Annotated in this window: 22 protein-coding genes; 6 read left to right on the forward strand and 16 right to left on the reverse strand. The window is 68.5% G+C overall.

The genetic code is table 11. The features are described 5' to 3' along the window. Positions 1-104 precede the first annotated feature (104 nt). From ABQJ54_RS02600 to ABQJ54_RS02615, 4 genes are all read left to right on the forward strand, one after another. A complete protein-coding gene (locus ABQJ54_RS02600; protein WP_367852706.1) occupies positions 105-752 on the forward strand; it encodes a methylthioribulose 1-phosphate dehydratase in 648 nt (215 codons plus the stop codon). Further along, complete coding sequence (locus ABQJ54_RS02605; RefSeq protein WP_367852707.1) at positions 749-1,309, forward strand: 1,2-dihydroxy-3-keto-5-methylthiopentene dioxygenase; 561 nt, start codon at positions 749-751, stop codon at positions 1,307-1,309. Before ABQJ54_RS02600 ends, ABQJ54_RS02605 begins: the two co-directional genes overlap by 4 nt. 219 nt (positions 1,310-1,528) lie before the next feature. Next, positions 1,529-2,215, forward strand: coding sequence for an acireductone synthase (mtnC, locus tag ABQJ54_RS02610; RefSeq protein WP_367853556.1), 687 nt, complete (start codon positions 1,529-1,531; stop codon positions 2,213-2,215). 23 nt (positions 2,216-2,238) lie between these two features. Further along, positions 2,239-3,267 (forward strand): C13 family peptidase, encoded by a 1,029-nt coding sequence (locus ABQJ54_RS02615; protein WP_367852708.1) that lies wholly within the window; start codon positions 2,239-2,241, stop codon positions 3,265-3,267. A 10-nt stretch (positions 3,268-3,277) separates the two neighbouring features. On the opposite strand, the gene hisIE is transcribed toward ABQJ54_RS02615, so the two are convergent. The 16 genes from hisIE to gltX form a co-directional block, all read right to left on the reverse strand. Beyond that, entirely contained in the window at positions 3,278-3,901 is a 624-nt protein-coding gene (hisIE, locus tag ABQJ54_RS02620; RefSeq protein WP_367852709.1) for a bifunctional phosphoribosyl-AMP cyclohydrolase/phosphoribosyl-ATP diphosphatase HisIE, read from the reverse strand. Positions 3,902-4,043: 142 nt separating this feature from the next. After that, complete coding sequence (gene hisF / locus ABQJ54_RS02625) at positions 4,044-4,817, reverse strand: imidazole glycerol phosphate synthase subunit HisF (protein WP_367852710.1); 774 nt, start codon at positions 4,815-4,817, stop codon at positions 4,044-4,046. Then, on the reverse strand, positions 4,811-5,539 hold the full coding sequence (gene hisA, locus ABQJ54_RS02630; RefSeq protein WP_367852711.1) for a 1-(5-phosphoribosyl)-5-[(5-phosphoribosylamino)methylideneamino]imidazole-4-carboxamide isomerase: 729 nt from the start codon (positions 5,537-5,539) through the stop codon (positions 4,811-4,813). Before hisA ends, hisF begins: the two co-directional genes overlap by 7 nt. After that, positions 5,536-6,126 carry an imidazole glycerol phosphate synthase subunit HisH gene (hisH, locus tag ABQJ54_RS02635; RefSeq protein ID WP_367852712.1) on the reverse strand — a complete coding sequence of 197 codons (591 nt, stop codon included), beginning with the start codon at positions 6,124-6,126 and terminating at the stop codon, positions 5,536-5,538. The genes hisA and hisH overlap by 4 nt, the downstream gene beginning before the upstream one ends. A 109-nt stretch (positions 6,127-6,235) precedes the next feature. After that, positions 6,236-7,306, reverse strand: a complete 1,071-nt coding sequence (gene hisB / locus ABQJ54_RS02640; RefSeq protein WP_367852713.1) for a bifunctional histidinol-phosphatase/imidazoleglycerol-phosphate dehydratase HisB — start codon at positions 7,304-7,306, stop codon at positions 6,236-6,238. Continuing rightward, positions 7,303-8,433, reverse strand: coding sequence for a histidinol-phosphate transaminase (gene hisC, locus ABQJ54_RS02645; protein WP_367852714.1), 1,131 nt, complete (start codon positions 8,431-8,433; stop codon positions 7,303-7,305). Before hisC ends, hisB begins: the two co-directional genes overlap by 4 nt. Beyond that, positions 8,430-9,737, reverse strand: a complete 1,308-nt coding sequence (hisD, locus tag ABQJ54_RS02650) for a histidinol dehydrogenase (RefSeq protein ID WP_367852715.1) — start codon at positions 9,735-9,737, stop codon at positions 8,430-8,432. The genes hisC and hisD overlap by 4 nt, the downstream gene beginning before the upstream one ends. A gap of 13 nt (positions 9,738-9,750) precedes the next feature. Then, positions 9,751-10,644 (reverse strand): ATP phosphoribosyltransferase, encoded by an 894-nt coding sequence (gene hisG / locus ABQJ54_RS02655; RefSeq protein ID WP_367852716.1) that lies wholly within the window; start codon positions 10,642-10,644, stop codon positions 9,751-9,753. After that, on the reverse strand, positions 10,641-10,976 hold the full coding sequence (locus tag ABQJ54_RS02660; protein ID WP_367852717.1) for a YerC/YecD family TrpR-related protein: 336 nt from the start codon (positions 10,974-10,976) through the stop codon (positions 10,641-10,643). The genes hisG and ABQJ54_RS02660 overlap by 4 nt, the downstream gene beginning before the upstream one ends. A gap of 186 nt (positions 10,977-11,162) precedes the next feature. Then, positions 11,163-11,324: a 30S ribosomal protein THX gene (locus tag ABQJ54_RS02665; protein ID WP_077483554.1), complete on the reverse strand. Its 162-nt coding sequence runs from the start codon at positions 11,322-11,324 to the stop codon at positions 11,163-11,165. Between the two features lie 75 nt (positions 11,325-11,399). Further along, complete coding sequence (locus ABQJ54_RS02670; protein WP_367852718.1) at positions 11,400-12,359, reverse strand: cation diffusion facilitator family transporter; 960 nt, start codon at positions 12,357-12,359, stop codon at positions 11,400-11,402. Positions 12,360-12,420: 61 nt separating this feature from the next. Continuing rightward, entirely contained in the window at positions 12,421-13,119 is a 699-nt protein-coding gene (locus tag ABQJ54_RS02675) for an SDR family NAD(P)-dependent oxidoreductase (protein ID WP_367852719.1), read from the reverse strand. Between the two features lie 27 nt (positions 13,120-13,146). Next, complete coding sequence (locus ABQJ54_RS02680) at positions 13,147-13,605, reverse strand: MerC domain-containing protein (protein ID WP_437343308.1); 459 nt, start codon at positions 13,603-13,605, stop codon at positions 13,147-13,149. A 113-nt stretch (positions 13,606-13,718) separates the two neighbouring features. Beyond that, positions 13,719-14,228, reverse strand: a complete 510-nt coding sequence (locus ABQJ54_RS02685; protein ID WP_367852720.1) for a transcriptional repressor — start codon at positions 14,226-14,228, stop codon at positions 13,719-13,721. Between the two features lie 46 nt (positions 14,229-14,274). Beyond that, positions 14,275-14,553 carry a hypothetical protein gene (locus tag ABQJ54_RS02690; protein WP_367852721.1) on the reverse strand — a complete coding sequence of 93 codons (279 nt, stop codon included), beginning with the start codon at positions 14,551-14,553 and terminating at the stop codon, positions 14,275-14,277. A gap of 24 nt (positions 14,554-14,577) precedes the next feature. Beyond that, positions 14,578-15,993 carry a glutamate--tRNA ligase gene (gene gltX / locus ABQJ54_RS02695; RefSeq protein ID WP_367852722.1) on the reverse strand — a complete coding sequence of 472 codons (1,416 nt, stop codon included), beginning with the start codon at positions 15,991-15,993 and terminating at the stop codon, positions 14,578-14,580. 149 nt (positions 15,994-16,142) lie between these two features. Between gltX and ABQJ54_RS02700 the strand changes: the two genes are divergently transcribed. Both ABQJ54_RS02700 and ABQJ54_RS02705 read left to right on the forward strand, forming a co-directional pair. Next, positions 16,143-17,303: a glycosyltransferase family 4 protein gene (locus ABQJ54_RS02700; protein ID WP_367852723.1), complete on the forward strand. Its 1,161-nt coding sequence runs from the start codon at positions 16,143-16,145 to the stop codon at positions 17,301-17,303. Next, positions 17,272-17,835: a phosphatase PAP2 family protein gene (locus ABQJ54_RS02705; protein ID WP_367852724.1), complete on the forward strand. Its 564-nt coding sequence runs from the start codon at positions 17,272-17,274 to the stop codon at positions 17,833-17,835. Before ABQJ54_RS02700 ends, ABQJ54_RS02705 begins: the two co-directional genes overlap by 32 nt. Positions 17,836-17,961 lie beyond the last annotated feature (126 nt).

Genomic DNA, 17,961 nt, shown 5'->3' on the forward strand with positions numbered 1-17,961 from the left:
CGTTTGTGCGCGATGCCTCCTGACTTGCGAGAATGGATCGCATTACTGCCGGGCATCTCCGCCACGCGTGTTATAGTCGCCCTCCGTTTGGACGTCCATTCGTCATGCACCAGAAACTCCCGGAAACGATTCCCGCCCCACTCTTCGCCGCTCGCGCCGATGCCATCGCCGACGCCGCGCGCGAGCTGGCGCTCGCCGGCTGGACGCCCGCCACCAGCAGCAACTTCTCGATGCGCGTGGACACCGACCACGCCGCGATCACCATCTCCGGCCGCGACAAGGGCAAGCTGGGTCGCGCGGACATCATGCTGGTGGACATGCAGGGCCACGCCGTGGGCACCGATGCCCGCCCCAGCGCGGAAACCGCGCTGCACACCCAGGTCTACCGCCGCTGGCCCGAAGCGCAGGCCGTGCTGCACACCCACTCACGCACGCAGAGCGTGGCCTCGCGGCTGTTCGCGCAGGCTGGCGTGGTGCGCCTGGAAGGCTGGGAACTGCAGAAGGCCATCGCCGGCCACACCACGCACGCGAGCGTGCTGGAGATCCCGGTGTTTCCCAACACCCAGCACATGCCCGAGCTGGTGGAACGCGTGGACGCCTGGCTGGACGCCGGCAAGCCGCTCGCCGCCTACCTGATCGACGGGCACGGCATCTATACCTGGGGCCGCGACATGGCCGAGGCGCGCCGCCACCTGGAGGCGCTGGAATTCCTGCTGGGCTGCGAACTCGATCTCAGGAGACTATCCGCATGAGCCGTCTGCGCATCTTCGACGAACACCGCCCCGAGGCGCCGCTCTCCACGCACACCGTGCATGCGGCCATAGCCCGTGAACTGGACAAGGTGGGCGTGCGCTTCGAGCAGTGGGCCGCCAGCCAGCCGATCGCCCCCGGCGCCAGCCAGGACGAGGTGATCGCCGCCTACCGCGGCGACATCGACCGCCTGATGGCCGAAGAAGGCTATCAGGCGGTGGACGTGATCAGTCTCAAGGCGGACCATCCGGACCGTGCCGCGCTGCGCCAGAAGTTCCTCAGCGAGCACACCCACAGCGAGGACGAGGTGCGCTTCTTCGTGGCCGGGGCCGGCCAGTTCACCCTGCACATCGATGGCAAGGTCTACGACGTGCTGTGCCAGGCAGGCGACCTGATCGGCGTGCCCGACGGTACCCGCCACTGGTTCGACATGAGCGAGGCACCCTATTTTGTGGCGATCCGCCTGTTCACCAACAAGGACGGCTGGGTGGCGAACTTCACCGGCAGCGATATCGCACAGGGTTTCCCGCGCATGGAACCCGTCGCCGCCGTGGGCTGAGCTTTTCTCCCCTCTCCCGAAGGGCACGCGGGGAGGCGCCATGGATGGCGCCGGCTCTGAGGAGCGAGGAGAGGGGCCCGGGAAGAGGATACGTCCCGCGCGCGGCGCCACGCTCCGCCCGTACCCTCTCCCGCCCTGCGGGCACCCTCTCCCGAAGGGATAGGGGATGAGTTCCATGGCCGGGGTAAACTGGCCGCTCCGCCACCTGTTCCCATGGCCATGCCCGAAATCCGCGCCATCGTCACCGACATCGAAGGCACCACCAGCTCGATCAGCTTCGTCAAGGACGTGCTGTTCCCCTATGCGCGCAAGCGCCTGCCCGCCTTCGTCGAAACCCATGCCGATCGCCCCGAGGTGCAACACTGGCTGCACGAGGCGGCGAAGGAGGCCGGCTACATCGAGGCCAGCCGGCAGGAAGTGATCGAGCTGCTGCTGCGCTGGATAGCCGAGGATCGCAAGTCCACCGCGCTGAAGGCGCTGCAGGGCATGATCTGGCAGGAAGGCTACGAGGCCGGCGACTACCGCGCCCATGTCTATCCCGAGGTGGCGGCGCGGCTGCGCGCCTGGCGCGCCGAAGGACTGCGGCTGTACGTGTACTCTTCGGGTTCGGTGCCCGCGCAGCGGCTGTTCTTCGGCTACAGCGAGGCGGGCGACCTCACGCCGCTGTTTGCCGGCTACTTCGACACCGAGACCGGCCCCAAGCGCGAACAGGCCTCCTACGAGAAGATCGCCATGGCGATCGGCGAACAGCCTGCACATCTCCTGTTCCTGTCCGACATCGTCGAGGAACTGGACGCCGCACAGGCCGCGGGTTTCCACACCGGCTGGCTGCTGCGGCCGCCACAGACGCTGCCAGCGCAGCCACGCCACCCCGCCTACACCGATTTCGACGCCATCACGCCCTGACCCACGAGCCGAGCCTTCGCATCATGCGCACCGTACTCACCGCCCTGCTCGCCTTCGCCGCCGGCGTGCTGCTGATGCTGTGGCTGCCGAACCGCGCTTCCGCCCCCGCCGACACGGCCGCCCCCGCCATGGCGACAGCGAGCAGCGCTGCAACCACCAGCTCCGTCGCAGACAATGACAGCGGCGACGACGATGACGGCAACGCCAACTGGCCGGACCAGGGTCCCACGCCCGAACAGGTGCTCTACGCCCAGCCGCAGCTGCTGCAGGACGCGCTGGCGAAGCTCGGTCCGCGCGTGCCCGGCAAACCCAATCTCTACCTGGTCGCCTTCGCGGGCGACGGCAGCGAGGACGTGTTCCGCAACGAGGCCGAATACGCGTCCAGGCTGTTCCGCCAGCGCTTCGGTGCCAGCGCCCATACGCTGGTGCTGGAGAACAATCCGGCCTCGCTCTCCACGCACCCGCTGGCCGGCTGGAGCAACCTGGAAGGCGCGCTGGACGGCCTCGCCAAGGTGATGCAGCCCGACGATATCCTGATGCTCTACATGGCCACCCACGGCAGCGAGGACCACGAACTGCTGGTGGACATGGATCCGCTGCCGCTGGACCAGATCGACGCACAGGACCTGGCCGACATCCTCAAGGAGCACCCGTTCAAGTGGAAGGTGGTGGTGGTCAACGCCTGCTACTCCGGCGGCTTCATCCCGCCGCTTGCCGGCGACGGCACCCTGGTGCTGACCGCTGCCCGCAGCGACCGCAGCTCATTCGGCTGCGGCAGCGAATCGGAGCTCACCTATTTCGGCCACGCCTGGCTGGTCGATGCGCTGAACCGCACCGACAACTTCGTCGATGCCTTCGCCCGGGCCAAGGCCGAGATCGGGCAATGGGAGCAACGCGACAAGCTCACGCCATCGGAGCCGCAAAGCTACGTCGGCAAGGGCATCGAGGCGCAGCTCGATGCATGGCGCAAGAACATCGTGCCGGGACCGGCAGTGCCGTTCGCACCCGCCCCACCCGCGCCTGCCACCAGCGCCGCCGCAGCGACGCCCTGAAGCGCCGCGCTCAGCGCGCAGCGTGCCGCGTGGCCAGCACGGCCACCGCATCGGCCAGCGACAGCCCGCGGGCGCGCAGCAGCACGGTGAGGTGGAACACCAGGTCTGCCGCCTCGCCCAGCAGTTCCTCGTCGCCCTGCGCCACCGCTGCGAGCGCGCTCTCCACGCCTTCCTCGCCCACTTTCTGCGCGATGCGGCGCGTACCGGCCTCGAACAGTTTCGTGGTGTAGCTGCCCTGCGGGCGCTCGGCGTGGCGCTGCGCCACCAGCGCATCGAGCTCGGCAAGGAAACCCAGCGGCGGACGCGCGTCCCCGCCGAAACAGCTGGACGTGCCCAGGTGGCAGGTTGGCCCGTGCGGCTCGGCCTGCACCAGCAAGGTATCGGCATCGCAGTCGACGCGGACGGATTTCAGCGCCAGCACGTGGCCGGAGCTTTCGCCCTTCATCCACAGCCGCTGCTTGCTGCGGCTCCAGAACGTGACGCGGCCGCTGCGCTGCGTCTCCGCCAGCGCCTCCGCATTCATATAGCCGAGCATCAGCACTTCGCCGGTCAGCCAGTGCTGCACGATGGCAGGGAGCAAGCCGTCGCCCTTGGGCCAGTCGAGCCGCGCAAGATCGGTTTGGATGTCGCTCATGGGCGGTACCTGCAGTCGTATGCGCCAAGGCATACAGGAAAGTATGGTTTCTCCGTCATTTCGGCAAAAGCCGGAATCCAATGCTTTTTGTCCGGCATCAAGGCCAAAGACTCTGGATTCCGGCTTTTGCCGGAATGACGAGCTAAGAGGCTCGCACGGCCACGCCCTGCCCTTGCAGGTAGCGCTTGAGTTCGGGAATCGCGATCGCACCGGAGTGGAACACGCTCGCGGCCAGTGCGCCATCCACGTCGGCTTCGGCGAAGGCTTCGCGGAAATGCTCGATCGCGCCCGCACCACCCGATGCAATCAACGGCACCTTGCATAGCGCGCGCACCACCTTGAGTTGTTCCAGATCGTAACCCTGCCGCACGCCGTCGCTGCCCATGCAGTTGAGCACGATCTCGCCGGCGCCGCGCTTCTGCGCCTCGGCCACCCAGTCCAGCGTGCGGCGCGCCAGGGCGCGCGTCTTCGACGGATCGCCGGTGTACTGGCGCACGCGCCACTCGCCGTCGGCGTCGCGCAGCGAATCCACGCCCACCACCACACACTGCACGCCGAAGGCGGCGGCCAGTTCGTCGACCAGTTCCGGCCGCTCCAGCGCCGGCGAATTCACCGACACCTTGTCCGCGCCGGCGTGCAGCACCGCGCGCGCCTCGTCCACCGAGCGGATGCCGCCAGCCACGCAGAACGGGATGTCGATCACCCGCGCCACCTTCTCCACCCAGCCGCGGTCCACGCTGCGTCCTTCGGGGCTGGCGGTGATGTCGTAGAACACCAGCTCGTCGGCGCCCTCGTCGCGGTAGCGCAGTGCGAGATCCACGATGCCGCCCATCGCCACGTGGTCGCGGAAGCGCACGCCCTTGACCACCTGGCCGTCGCGCACGTCGAGGCAGGGAATGATGCGGCGGCTCAGCATGCCAGTGCCTCTGCCACGTCGAAGCGTCCTTCCAGCAAGGCGCGACCCAGGATCACGCCGCGCGCCCCCGCCTCGCGGGCCGCGCGAATGTCGTCCAGTGAACGCACGCCGCCGGAGGCCTGCACGGCCAGCGACGGCGCGGTTTCGGCAAGATGCCGGTACAGGTCGAGGTTGAAGCCGGCCAGCATGCCGTCGCGGTCGATGTCGGTGCACAGCAGGTGGCGCGCGCCCTGTGCGGCATACCACGGCGCCAGTTCGTCCAGCGTGCGCGCCTCGGTTTCCGTCCAGCCCGCGCTGGGCAGGCTCCAGCGTCCGTCGATGCGGCGGGTATCGAGGGCCAGCGTGAGGCGTTCGGCGCCATGTTCGCGCAGCCAGCCGGCCACGCGGTCGGGATCGCGGATCGCCACGCTGCCCACCACTACACGGGTGACGCCCGCATCGAACAGCCGGCGCAGGTCGGCATCCTCGCGCACGCCGCCACCGGCCTGCACCTGCATGCCGTCTTTGGCGATCGCCTCGATCGCCGCCAGGTTGTCCAGCTTGCCAGAGCGCGCACCGTCGAGATCGACCAGGTGCAGCCAGCGTGCACCGGCCTCGGCGTAGCGCCGCGCCACGGCGCGTGGATCGTCCGAGTAAGTTGTCTGCTGCGCGTAGTCGCCCTGCTTCAGGCGCACCACGCAGCCGTCGCGCAGGTCGATGGCGGGAATGACAGTGAACGTCATAGCACTAGAAAATTCTTGAGGAGCTTCGCGCCGACGGCGGCGGAACGCTCGGGGTGGAACTGCATGCCGTGGAAGTTGCCGCGCGCGACCACGGCGGAGAACGCATCGTCGTAATCCGCCGTGGCCAGGGTCCACTCGCCCGCGGGCACCGCGTAGCTGTGCACGAAATACGCCTGTTCGTCCTCTCCCAGCCCGGCCAGCAGCGGATGCTCGCGCTGCACGGACAGCCGGTTCCAGCCCATGTGCGGCACGCGCAGCCCGGGGCGCTCGGCGAAACGGCGCACCTCTGCCGGAATCAGGCCGAGGCACTTGGTATCGCCCTCCTCCGAATGCGCGCAGAGCAATTGCATGCCCAGGCACACGCCCAGAACCGGCTGGGTCAGCGAGCGCAACAGCTCGACCAGACCCAGCTCGCGCAGGCGTGCCATGCCCGGCCCCGCCGAGCCCACGCCGGGCAGGATCACCTTGTCGGCGGCGCGAATCGCCGCAGCATCCGAGGTCAGCGCCGCATCCGCGCCCAGGCGCTGCAGCGCGTAGCGCACCGAGCCGATATTGGTGCCGCCGGCGTCGACCAGCACGACCGTCATGTGCACCTCGCGCGTAGGAGCGCACCCTGTGCGCGATGCTTTCCGTCACGTGACGAAGAGCTATCGCGCACAAGGTGCGCTCCTACAACCATGCGCATCGATTGCAGCATTACAGGCTCCCCTTGGTGCTGGGCAGCTCGTCGCCCTCGCGACAGATCGCCTGGCGCAGCGTGCGCGCCACCACCTTGAAGCAGGCCTCGATCATGTGATGCGCGTTCTCGCCGCGCACCGACAGATGCAGGTTCGCACCCAGCGTCTCGCACAGCGAGCGGAAGAAGTGCGGCACCATCTCGACCGCCAGCTCGCCCACGCGCTCACGCGGAAACTGGCCTTCGAACACGAAGTACGGGCGGCCGGACAGATCCAGCCGCGCTTCCGCCGCACTCTCGTCCATCGGCAGCGCGAAACCGTAACGGCCGATGCCACGCTTGTCGCCCAGGGCCTGCTTCAGGGCCTGGCCCAGGGCCAGGCCGCAGTCCTCGATGGTGTGGTGATCGTCGATGTGGATGTCGCCGTCGCAGCTCAGCTCCAGCGCGAAACCACCGTGCTTGCCGATCTGCTCCAGCATGTGGTCGAAGAAACCGAGACCGGTGTGAGCCTTCGGCTCGGCGATGCGGTCCAGATCCACGCGCACGCGGATGCGGGTTTCCCTGGTGTTGCGCACCACGTCGGCGATGCGCGGCGCGTCCAGCACCTGGTGCGCCAGCTCGTCCCAGGCCATGCCTTGCGACCCCACCCGGAAGCCGCGCACGCCCAGGTTGGCGGCGAAGCGCAGATCGGTCTCGCGGTCACCCACCATCAACGAGGCAGCGCGGCTCCAGCCGTCGTCGGCAAGCCATGCGTGCATCATGCCGACGCCCGGCTTGCGCGTGTCCAGCCCTTCATGCGGAAAACTGCGGTCGATCAGTACCTCGCGGAAGCGGATGCCCTGCGAAGACAGGATGCGCATCAGCAGCTCGTGCGGTCCGCTGAAATGCGCCTCGGGGAAATTGGCCGTGCCCAGCCCGTCCTGGTTCGTCACCATCACCAGCTCGTAGCCGGCGGCGACGAAGCGCTGCAACGCGGCGATCACGCCCGGCAGCAGGGCCAGCTTCTCGTAGCTGTCGATCTGCTCGTCCGCCGGTTCCTCGATCAGGCAGCCGTCGCGATCGACGAAGAGGACCCTGCGATTTGCATTCATGTTGCCGATCCCTCGGCAAAACCCCGGCCATCCATGGCCGGACTCTTCAGAGAAGCCGCTCCCCGCGCCGTCGCCGGATACGCCAGGGTGGCCAGCACCTGTTCGTTCTCCGCCGGCGTGCCGACGGTGATGCGCAACGCATCATCTAGGCCGGGGTAACGTCGCACGTCACGCACCACGATGCCGGCATCGAACAACTGCCGATACACGGCACCGGCATCGTCGAAACGCACGGTGAGGAAATTCGCCTGCGAAGGCAGCACGGCGCGCACTCCCGGCAGGCGGGCCAACGCCGTGCGCATGCGAATGCGCTCGGCGCGCACGATGTCGATGTGCGCTCGCGCGTTCGCCTGCCCCCAGCCCGACAGCGCGAGCAGGGCCGCATTCACGCTGGGCAGCGGCAGCGGATACGGCGGAATGATCCGGCGCAGCAGGGCCACCACGTCCGGATGCGCCAGCAGGCAGCCGACGCGCGCACCGGCCAGCGCCCAGGCCTTGGACAGCGTGCGCAGCACCGCAAGATTGTCGTAGCGGTCGAGCAGGTCGGCCACGCTGCCCTCGTCGGCGAACTCCACGTAGGCCTCGTCCACCACCAGCAACGCATGGCCGGCCAGCGCCTGTACCAGCCGCTCGATGTCGGCATGCGGCACCACGCTGCCCGCGGGATTGTTTGGCGTGCAGACGAACACCAGCTTCACGGCGCCGGTGACCGCGGCCAGCGTGGCGTCCACGTCCAGCGTGAAGTCGCGGCGCAGCGGCGCCTCGATCACGCCCGCATCCTGGATGCGCGCGCATACCGCGTACATGCCGAAGGTGGGCGGCTGGATCAGGACCGCGTCGCGTCCGGCGCGGCAGAACGCGCGCACCAGCAGGTCGATCGCCTCGTCGCTGCCGCGGCTCACCAGCAGCTGTTCGCGGCGCACGCCGTACAGGCGCGTCAGGGCATCCACCATGGCCGCCGGCTGCGGTTCCGGATAACGATTGCAGCCGGTGCCGCCGTCGCCGGTCGGCTCCCACGCGGACTCGTTCGCGTTGAGCAGCAGCTGGCCGCCGCTGGCCTCCATGCGTGCCGAGGAATACGGTTGCAAGGCACGGATTTCCGGCCGTGCGAGATCGAGCACACTCATATCATTGACTCCAGTTCAGCCAGTCGCAGCGTCACCGCGCGGCGATGCGCCTCCAGTTGCTCCGCGGCCGCCAGCGTGGCGGCGCATGGACCGATACCGCGCAGGCCGTCGGCGCTGAGCTCCTGCACGGTGATCTGTTTCTGGTAGCTGGCCACCGACACGCCGCTGTAGCTGCGCGCATGGCCATAGGTGGGCAGCACGTGGTTGCTGCCGCTGCAGTAATCGCCCACCGACTCCGGCGTCCACGCGCCGAGGAAGACCGAACCGGCGCAGGCAATGCCCTCGAGCAGCCGCCGCGGCACCGTCACCTGCAGGATCAGGTGCTCGGGCGCATAGCGGTTGCTCACCTCGACGGCCTGCGCCAGCGAGGCCACTGCGATCAGGCGGCTCTGCGCCAGCGCCTGCCGCGCGATCTCCGCACGCGGCAGTTCGGCGCATTGCCGCTCGACTTCGTGTTCGACCCGATCCAGCAGGGCCGCCGAATCGCTGAGCAGGATCACCTGCGAATCCGGCCCGTGCTCGGCCTGCGACAGCAGGTCGGCGGCGACGAAGGCGGGATTCGCCGCCACGTCGGCGATCACCAGCACCTCGGACGGGCCGGCTGGCATGTCGATCGCCGCGCCGTCGGGCTCGGACGACACCTGCAACTTGGCTTCGGTGACCCAGGCATTGCCGGGGCCGAACAGCTTGTCGCACTTCGGCACGGACGCCGTGCCGTACGCCATCGCCGCGATCGCCTGCGCGCCGCCCAGCTTGAATACCTTGTGCACGCCGGTGAGGCGGGCGGCATACAGCACCGCCGCATCGCAGCGCCCGTCGGCGCGCGCAGGCGAGCACAGCACCACCTCGCGGCAGCCGGCGATGCGCGCGGGCACGCCCAGCATCAGCGCGGTCGACGGCAGCGGCGCGCTGCCCGCCGGCACGTACAGGCCCACGCGCTGGATCGGTCGCAACACGCACTCCACCCGCACGCCGGGCGCGGTATCCACGCCCACCGGTTGCAGCGCGGCGGCACGGTGGAAGGTCTCGATGCGGCCGGCGGCCTCGCGGATCGCCGTCTTCAGGGCGGGATCGAGCGACGCCTCGGCGGCCGTGAATTCGTCGTCGGCGACTTCGAGCGCCGCCAAGGCGCAGCGATCGTATTTCGCGCTCAGCTCGCGCAAGGCCGCATCGCCGCGTACGCGCACCTCCGTGATGATGCGGCTCACGCCTTCGCGCAGTTCCGACGCGCGCGACTGCACCGGGCGCGCCAGTGCCTCGCTGCGCCCTTGTTCGTCCAATGCGTTCCAGTCGATCCGTTTCATGCCAACCAGCTCTTCATGCAAGCATCTTCTCCACCGGCAGCACGAACATCTCGCGCGCACCGGCCTTCTTGATCTCTTCCAGCTGACGCCAGCTCACCTCGCCCGCGCACAGCGCCTGCAACATCAACTGGTCGGGCTGGCCGGCAACGGGCAGCAGGGTCGGCTGCGGGCCGCCGGGCAGCAGCCGGGTCACCGCATCCAGCGCGGCGCGCGGGGTCTGCAGCAGCAGCAGGCGCGATTCGCGTACCTGGATCACGCCATCCAGCCGCTTCAGCAGCAGCTCGACCAGGTCGCCGCGCTCGTCGGCCGGTAGCGCCTGTGGGCCGGCCAGCACTGCCTCGCTGTCCAGCAGCACGTCGACCTCGCGCAGCTGGTTCGCCACCAGGGTGCCGCCGCTCTGCACCAGGTCGCAGATCGCGTCCGCGGTGCCCAGCTTCGGCGCGATCTCCACCGAACCGGCCAGGGTCACCACGCCGGCCTCGACGCCATGCTCGCCCAGCCATGCACCGAGCAGGCCCGGATACGAGGTGGCGATGCGCTGCCCGGACAGTTGCGCGGGCTCGCGATAATCGAATTCCTGCGGCACCGCGATGGAAAGCCGGCAGCGCCCGAAGCCCAGCGGCCGCAATTCGGCCAGCGGCTCGCTGTCGCGGCCGGCCGTGACGCGGAACTCGTCGAGCACGTTGCGGCCCACGATGCCCAGCTCGCACACGCCCTGCGCGATCAGGCCGGGGATGTCGTCGTCGCGCACCAGCAGCAGGTCCACCGGCTCGCCCTCGCCGAAGCAGAACAGCTTGTCGCGGCTCTGCCGGAAAGTGAGGCCGCAACGCTTGAGCAGCTCCAGCGCCGGTTCGGTGAGCCGGCCGGATTTCTGCATCGCGATGCGAAGTCGATCGCGTGGCTTCATGTGCGTGCCTTCTTCGCAGTAGTGCGGCGGCGCGAAGCGTGCGCCGCGGCTGCCATATATCCGCCGTTGCCCTGGTTGAGGAAACGCGCCACGCGGCCGATCGTGGTGATGCTCACTGCGGTGCGCTCGTGGATCTCGCGGTAGGACACGCCATCGAGCAGGTACGGCACCACGCGCCAGCGGTCCACCAGTACCTCCAGCTCGGCCGGCGTGCACAGGTCGCGCAGGAAGGCAGCCATCTCGTCCGCCCCCTTCAGCGACAGCAGCGCCTGGCACAGGCTCAGCTCGGCCGACTCGTCAGGCGTCTCGGGGTCCAGTGATCGACGTTTCATAATGTATTAACGCGTTAGTACAATGGATCGCATTGTAGGGAGCACCGGCAGCCGACGCAAGCAGCAGGCGCCACGCTGCGTTCAGCGGGCCGTCACGGCGTGCCGGCCGATCACACCCCGACCCGGCGAGCGCCCACAAAAAACCCCGCCTGGGCGGGGTTTTTCGCGATGCGCGGCCGCTGCGACTCAGGCCGACTTCTTCTTCGGCGCTGCCTTCTTCGCGGCCGCCGGCTTGGTCACGGTCGGCTTGGCGCCGACCACCGCCGGCTGCGCGCCGTGCACGCGGGTGTTGCCGTAGCTGCCGCGATAGGTCTTGCCGCGACGGGTCTTGCGATCGCCCTTGCCCATGGAAATCTCCTCAATACGTGATGGTGGACCATGATAGCAGCGCCATCGCCGGCACCATAGCCGGGACCGGCGGGTTCAACCGTGACCGTGGCCGGCGCAACCCTGCGACTGGTCTTGGCAGTCATCCGGATCGATCTGCACGGTGACGTGCTGGATGTCGAAACGTTCGCCCAGCAGGCGGTTGATGGCCCGCAACGCCTGTGCAGCAGCGGCCGTATCGTGCAGTTCGGCGTGCAGGGTCGCCATGCGCGAACCGGAGGCCAGCTGCCATACGTGCAAGTGATGGATGCCGCGTATCGAGGCATCCGCACTGCGCAGCGCAGCCTCCACTTCGGCGCTGTCCATGCCGTCCGGCACGCCTTCCAGCAGGATGTGGGCGGAGCGCCGCAACAGGCGCCACGCGCTGCCCAGGATCAGCACCGCCACGAGCATCGACAGCACCGGATCGGCCCACAGCCAGCCGAACGCACGGATCGCCAGCGCGGCCAGCACCGCCGCCACCGAGCCAAGCAGATCGCCCAGCACATGCAGGCTGGCACCGGCCAGGTTCACGTCATCATGCGCATGCCCGTGCAGGCTGCGCAGCACCAGCAGGTTCACCACCAGGCCGACGATGGCCACGACCAGCATCATGCCCGACAGGATCCCGCCGGGATGCAGCAGGCGCTGGATCGCCTCCCACACCACCCAGGCCACCAGCACGAACTGGCTGAGCGCGTTGACGAAGCCGACCAGCACTTCCATCCGCCCGTAGCCATAACTGCGTCGCGCATCGGCCGGTCGCAGCGCCATGCGTGCGCCGACAAAGGCCATCAGCAAGGCCAGCGCATCCACCATCATGTGGCCGCCGTCGGTGAGCAGGGCCAGCGAGCCCGACCACAGGCCGCCAACCACTTCGGTCAGCATGGTCAGCGTGGTCAACACGAAGGCCAGCAACAGTTTGCGGCCGCGCACGCCGGTGTGCAGCACATGATCGTGGTCGTGTGCCACCGCCGGATGCGGATGTGCGTGATCGTGAGTGGGTGTGACGCTCATGCACGCATGCTAGGAAGCGCGGACGGCGTTACACAATCACCGCACGGCTTCCGACGCCCGCTCACCAGGGCACGGTCTGGCCGAAACGATCGAGATACTGCAGGCCGGGCACGCCACGCTTCGAGATCAGCAGGTCGACCAGCAGCGGCACGCTCTCCTCGATCGTATAGGGCGCCTCCGGGCCACCCAGGTCGGTGCGGATCCACCCCGGGGCGAGCGCCACCATGGCGCGTGGACTTACGGTTTCGCGCGCCGCGAAACTGCGCATGAACATGTTCAGTGCCGCCTTGCTGCCGCGATAGACCTCGCGCATCCCGGTTTCGTTGTTCGCGATGCTGCCCTGCCCGGACGACATCGCACCGATCAATCCATCCGCCGGCACGAGGTCCTGCAGCGCCTCAATGACACGCATGGGGCTGAGCGCGTTCGTCACCATAACGCGGACGAACTCTTCCGTCGCTACGTCGCCGACATGCACGCGCTGGTCATGCGTCGTCGTTCCCGCGTTCACGAACAGGATGTCGAGCGCCTTGCCGGCGAGGCGCCCGCGCAAGGCGGCGATCTGGTCCACGTCATCGATGTCGAGCATTTCGATCCCGACACGGCCCGGGTGTTTCTCCGCCAGGTCATGCAACGCGGTTTGGGAGCCCGCTCTTACCGTGCCGATGACATTCCAGCCACGGCCAAGGAATCCGGCGGCCATGGCGGCACCAAGACCGCGCGATGCGCCGACGACAAGGATTATGGGCGCGGATGGCACAGGCTGTAGCTTCCTTCCTCGCGGGACTCAATGCGCACACCGCGCACCATGCACATGTGCCTCGGCATGCGCATGGCGGCGATCGAGATAGAGGTTCACGAAATGCGCCGAGGCCACCAGCAGACCGCCGCAGGTCACCATCACGCTGTGCACGGCGATCGGATACGCCGTTGCCCAGGTGACGCCGAGCAACAGCAGCGCCAGCCCCGGCACCGCCAGCAGCAACGGCAGCGGCCGGCGATGGCGGCGGTAGCCACCGACCAGGGCGAACAATGCCAGCGTGGCGGCGAACATCACGAAGCCGCGCTCGAAACGGTGCCCGGCCAGGAAGCCGAGACCGAGCAACGGCAGCACGGTCAGCACGAACGGCAGCAGCGCGCAGTGGATCGCGCACAGGAACGAGGCCGTGGCTCCCACGCGGTCGGCCAGATGCCACCAGCGCGTGGATTTCGGTGTATCGCCCACGACCACGGACCCCATCGACATGGGGTCCAGCAATATGCTGTCGCCTTCGGCGGAGCTTCCGATCCGGTCCATGCCAGCAATGTTACTTTATAACAATCACGCCGCACAAGCGCCCGCCCCGGCGGGGCGCGGCATCAGGACTTGCGGCAGCGCTTGCAGACGCCGTGCACTTCCAGCGTCTGCGCCTGGGCGCGGAAGCCCAGCGCCCTGGCCTGGGCGTCGATCAGCTCGGCGACGCGCTCGTCGCAGACTTCCTCGGCACCGGAACAGACGTCACAGATCAGGAACGGCACCTGGTGCGCCTCGGCCGGGTGATGGCAGGAGACAAAGGCGTTGATCGATTCCAGCTTGTGGATGAAGCCCTGCTCCAGCAGGAAATCCAGCGCGCGATACACCGTAGGCGGCGCCGCGTTGCCGTGCTTCTCGCGCAACCGGTCGAGCAGGTCGTAGGCCTTCACCGGCTTGGCCGCGGCCGCCACCAGTTCCAGCACCTCCATGCGCAGCGGGGTCAGGCGCAGGCCACGCTCCTCGCTGACGTGCGCCACCTCGCGCACGAAACCGTTCGCATCGTGGTGATGCGAATGATGGGCGTGCGGCTTGCTGGTGGCGTCGTGGGCCAAGGGTCTCTCCTCGCGGACGATCATACATGCAGGTCCGCAAGCAGGAAGATGTGGACGCTGGGCGGACAAGTCAACGCGGCAGCGGCGGCGGCACGGTGCGCGCCCCGCCGCGCGGGCGCAGCCACAGCACGATCCAGCCGATCGGCCCCAGCACCCAGGCCCAGGCGATGCCTTCCCACAGCCGCCCGCGCCACCAGCCCAGCAGCGCACCCACCGCCACGAACAGCAGGTTCCACCAGAACAGCGCGCCCCAGGGCACCATCGCCCACAGATTGAGGAACACGTGCCAGAACGCTCCCGGCGCGTCGGGATCGACGCCTTGCATGGCGCGGGCGAGCAGCTCATGCATGGCGCACCGCCTTCCCCGCCCGCCTCAGCCGCGGGCCAGTGCCAGCGCGTGGTCGATGCGCTGCAGCGCCTCGTCGCGCCCGGCCAGATAGATGGTGTGGTCGATCGACGGCGACACCTGGGTGCCGGTCATCGCCACGCGCAGCGGCTGGGCGATCTTGCCCATGCCCAGTTCCAGCCTGGCGGCCACCTGTTCGATCACGCCGTGGATGGCTTCCGGCTTCCATTCGACGGCGGCCAGCAGGCTCCTGGCCGCTTCCAGCACGGCGGCGGCGCTGTCGTTCTTCAGGTGCTTGGCGACGGCCTTGTCGTCCCACTCGGTGATGGGGCCGTACCAGATCTTCGCGCGCTCGGCCATTTCCTTCAGCGTGTGCACGCGGTCGCGCAGCGCCACGATCACGTCGGCGGGCGCCGGACCGTTCGCCGTATCGATGCCGGCGCGCGCCAGGTGCCATGCGAACTCGGGCGCCAGCGCGGCGGGGTCGTCGGTCTTGAGGTAATGCTGGTTCAGCCAGTTGAGCTTCTCGGTGTCGAAGCGCGAGGCGGCCTTGTTGACGCCGGCGATGTCGAACAGGCGGATCATCTCCTCGCGCGAGAAGATTTCCTGGTCGCCGTGCGACCAGCCGAGGCGCACCAGGTAGTTGAGGATGGCGTGCGGCAGGTAGCCCTCCTCGCGGTACTCCATCACGCTCACCGAGTTGGTGCGCTTGGAGAGCTTCTTGCCCTCCTTGTCGAGGATCATCGGCAGGTGCGCGAACTCCGGCACCGGCGCGCCCAGCGCGTGGTAGATGTTGATCTGGCGCGGCGTGTTGTTGACGTGGTCGTCGCCGCGGATCACCTCGGTGATGCCCATGTCGATGTCGTCCACCACCACGGCGAAATTGTAGGTGGGCCAGCCGTCGGAGCGGAAGATGACGAGATCGTCCAGCTCGGCGTTGGACCACTCCACCCGGCCCTTCACCTTGTCCTCGAACACCACCGAGCCCTCCAGCGGGTTCCTGAAGCGAATCACCCGGTTCGGATCGTCGCGGCGGGCTTCGTGAAAGCCGGGCTCGTTGCGGTCGCGATAGAAACCGTTGTAGCGGGGCTTCTCGCCCTTCGCCATCGCGGCCTCGCGCATCGCCTCGATCTCCTCCTTGCTCTCGTAGGCGTAGTACGCCTTGCCCTCGGCAAGCAGGCGCTCGGCCACTTCCTTGTAGCGGTCAAGACGACGGGTCTGGTAAACGGGGGCCTCGTCGGCGGAAAGATCGAGCCACGCCATCGCGTCGAGGATCGCCTGCACGGCCTCGTCGGTGGAACGTTCGCGGTCGGTGTCCTCGATGCGCAGCACGAACTCCCCGCCGCGCCGGCGCGCCTCCAGCCAGCAATACAGCGCGGTGCGTGCACCGCCGATGTGCAGGAAACCGGTGGGGCTGGGGGCGAAGCGGGTGCGGACGGTCATGGGGATGCTTTGGGCGCGCGGTGAACGGTGCATTTTAGCCGATCCCGGGCACCGCGCCGACCGGGCCGTCATCGCCGCGTCACGCATTCGCCACTCGCACGCAAACGTGCGGAACGAAGCTGCACGCAGGTCAAGCAAGGGCAGCCATCATGCGCATAGGCATCGTCAGCGAAACTTGGCCGCCGGAGATCAACGGCGTCGCCCTTACCGTCCACGGGCTTGCCGCCGGCCTCGCTTCGCACGGCCACGCCGTCAACGTGGTGCGACCGCGCCAGGCGCGACAGGGCGTGGCCGATCCCCACTTCGAGACCCTGTTCACCCGCGGCGTAGCCCTGCCGCGCTATCCCGGCCTGCGCTTCGGCCTGCCGGCCGGGCCGGCCTTGCGCGAACGCTGGACGCAGGAACGCCCCGACGCGATCTACATCGCCACCGAAGGTCCGCTGGGCTGGTCGGCGCTGCGCACCGCCTGCGCACTGGGCATCCCGGTGGCGACCGGTTTCCACACGCGCTTCGACAGCTATGCCAGCCACTACGGGCTGCGCTGGCTCACGCCGCTGGTGCGCGGCCACCTGCGCCGCTTCCACCGCCGCGCCGCCGCCACCCTCGTCCCCACCGATGCGCTGGCGCAGGAACTCGTCGCACTCGGCGTAGGCAACGCGCGCCTGCTGCGCCGTGCGGTGGATACGCAACTGTTCCACCCAGGCCGGCGCGATCCGGCGCTGCGCGCGGAATGGGGCGCCGATGCCGGCACGCCGGTGGTGCTGTATGTGGGCCGCATCGCGCCGGAAAAGAATCTCGAACTGGCGGTGCAGGCATTCCGCACCGCGCAACAGAAGCGGCCGGCGCTGCGCTATGTGTGGGTGGGCGACGGCCCTGCGCGGACGGCGCTGCAGGCGGCGCACCCGGACTTCATCTTCGCCGGCATGCAGCGCGGCGAGGCATTGGCGCGGCACATCGCCAGCACTGACCTGTTCCCCTTCCCCAGCCTCAGCGAGACCTTCGGCAACGTGATCCTGGAGGCGCTGGCCTGCGGTCTGCCCGTGGTGGCCTACCAGGAAGGCGCGGCACGCGAGCATTTGCGCGACGGCTACAACGGCTACCGCATCGCGTCCGGCGACTCAGCCGGATTCATCGAGGCGACGACCAGGCTGGCGAGCAATCCCGGCCTGATCCGCCACATGGGTCGCTGCGCGCACGAGGGCATGGTGCGCCTGTCACCGGAACGGGTGATCCGCGAATTCGAAACCCTGCTGCGCGAACTGGCCGAGGAGCGCGACCATGGGCACGACACCGCTGCCGTCCACGCCTGAGCTGCCACGCCTCGCATTCGACCGCCGCGTCTGCGTGGCGGCGAACCGCTGGGGCACGCGCCGCGCGGTGGGCGCCTGCTTCAGCGCGATCAGCCGGCTCGGCGACGGCATGTTCTGGTACGCGCTGATGCTGACCCTGGCTGCGCTGGAGGGTTGGCGCGGCCTGCACGCCGCCGCGCACATGGCCGCCACCGGACTGGTCGCCCTGCTGCTCTACCGCCTGCTGAAACGGTACACGCGCCGGCCGCGCCCGTTCCGGGCCTGCCCGGGCGTGATCGCACACGTGCCGCCGCTGGACGAGTTCAGCTTTCCTTCCGGACACACCTTGCAGGCGGTGAGCTTCACCATCGTGGCAGTCGCCTGGTATCCGTTGCTTGCGCCGCTGCTGGTGACGTTCACCGCGCTGGTCGCCGCGTCGCGGGTAATCCTGGGCCTGCACTATCCCAGCGACGTGCTCGCCGCGATCGGCATCGGCGGCGCGCTCGGCACGCTGTCGCTGTGGCTGGTGCACTGGGCTGCCGCATTCGCCTGAGCAATTCCTGCGCAACATGTCGCGCGAGGTTTTCGCATCAAGCACTTGGCCTACCTATCCACAGGCTTTGCCCACACGCTTCCACAACCGCTGTGGAAAACAGGCAGCACGCTGCGCAGAAATTCG

This window comes from Rhodanobacter lycopersici (assembly GCF_040812335.1).
Taxonomy (GTDB): Bacteria; Pseudomonadota; Gammaproteobacteria; order Xanthomonadales; family Rhodanobacteraceae; genus Rhodanobacter_A; species Rhodanobacter_A lycopersici.

Coding starts and splice junctions, on each gene's coding strand:
- ABQJ54_RS02600 (WP_367852706.1), top strand. CDS start 105: ATGCACCAGAAACTCCCGGAAACGATTCCCGCCCCACTCTTCGCCGCT.
- ABQJ54_RS02605 (WP_367852707.1), top strand. CDS start 749: ATGAGCCGTCTGCGCATCTTCGACGAACACCGCCCCGAGGCGCCGCTC.
- mtnC (WP_367853556.1), top strand. CDS start 1,529: ATGCCCGAAATCCGCGCCATCGTCACCGACATCGAAGGCACCACCAGC.
- ABQJ54_RS02615 (WP_367852708.1), top strand. CDS start 2,239: ATGCGCACCGTACTCACCGCCCTGCTCGCCTTCGCCGCCGGCGTGCTG.
- hisIE (WP_367852709.1), bottom strand. CDS start 3,901: ATGAGCGACATCCAAACCGATCTTGCGCGGCTCGACTGGCCCAAGGGC.
- hisF (WP_367852710.1), bottom strand. CDS start 4,817: ATGCTGAGCCGCCGCATCATTCCCTGCCTCGACGTGCGCGACGGCCAG.
- hisA (WP_367852711.1), bottom strand. CDS start 5,539: ATGACGTTCACTGTCATTCCCGCCATCGACCTGCGCGACGGCTGCGTG.
- hisH (WP_367852712.1), bottom strand. CDS start 6,126: ATGACGGTCGTGCTGGTCGACGCCGGCGGCACCAATATCGGCTCGGTG.
- hisB (WP_367852713.1), bottom strand. CDS start 7,306: ATGAATGCAAATCGCAGGGTCCTCTTCGTCGATCGCGACGGCTGCCTG.
- hisC (WP_367852714.1), bottom strand. CDS start 8,433: ATGAGTGTGCTCGATCTCGCACGGCCGGAAATCCGTGCCTTGCAACCG.
- hisD (WP_367852715.1), bottom strand. CDS start 9,737: ATGAAACGGATCGACTGGAACGCATTGGACGAACAAGGGCGCAGCGAG.
- hisG (WP_367852716.1), bottom strand. CDS start 10,644: ATGAAGCCACGCGATCGACTTCGCATCGCGATGCAGAAATCCGGCCGG.
- ABQJ54_RS02660 (WP_367852717.1), bottom strand. CDS start 10,976: ATGAAACGTCGATCACTGGACCCCGAGACGCCTGACGAGTCGGCCGAG.
- ABQJ54_RS02665 (WP_077483554.1), bottom strand. CDS start 11,324: ATGGGCAAGGGCGATCGCAAGACCCGTCGCGGCAAGACCTATCGCGGC.
- ABQJ54_RS02670 (WP_367852718.1), bottom strand. CDS start 12,359: ATGAGCGTCACACCCACTCACGATCACGCACATCCGCATCCGGCGGTG.
- ABQJ54_RS02680 (WP_437343308.1), bottom strand. CDS start 13,605: ATGTCGATGGGGTCCGTGGTCGTGGGCGATACACCGAAATCCACGCGC.
- ABQJ54_RS02685 (WP_367852720.1), bottom strand. CDS start 14,228: ATGATCGTCCGCGAGGAGAGACCCTTGGCCCACGACGCCACCAGCAAG.
- ABQJ54_RS02690 (WP_367852721.1), bottom strand. CDS start 14,553: ATGCATGAGCTGCTCGCCCGCGCCATGCAAGGCGTCGATCCCGACGCG.
- gltX (WP_367852722.1), bottom strand. CDS start 15,993: ATGACCGTCCGCACCCGCTTCGCCCCCAGCCCCACCGGTTTCCTGCAC.
- ABQJ54_RS02700 (WP_367852723.1), top strand. CDS start 16,143: ATGCGCATAGGCATCGTCAGCGAAACTTGGCCGCCGGAGATCAACGGC.
- ABQJ54_RS02705 (WP_367852724.1), top strand. CDS start 17,272: ATGGGCACGACACCGCTGCCGTCCACGCCTGAGCTGCCACGCCTCGCA.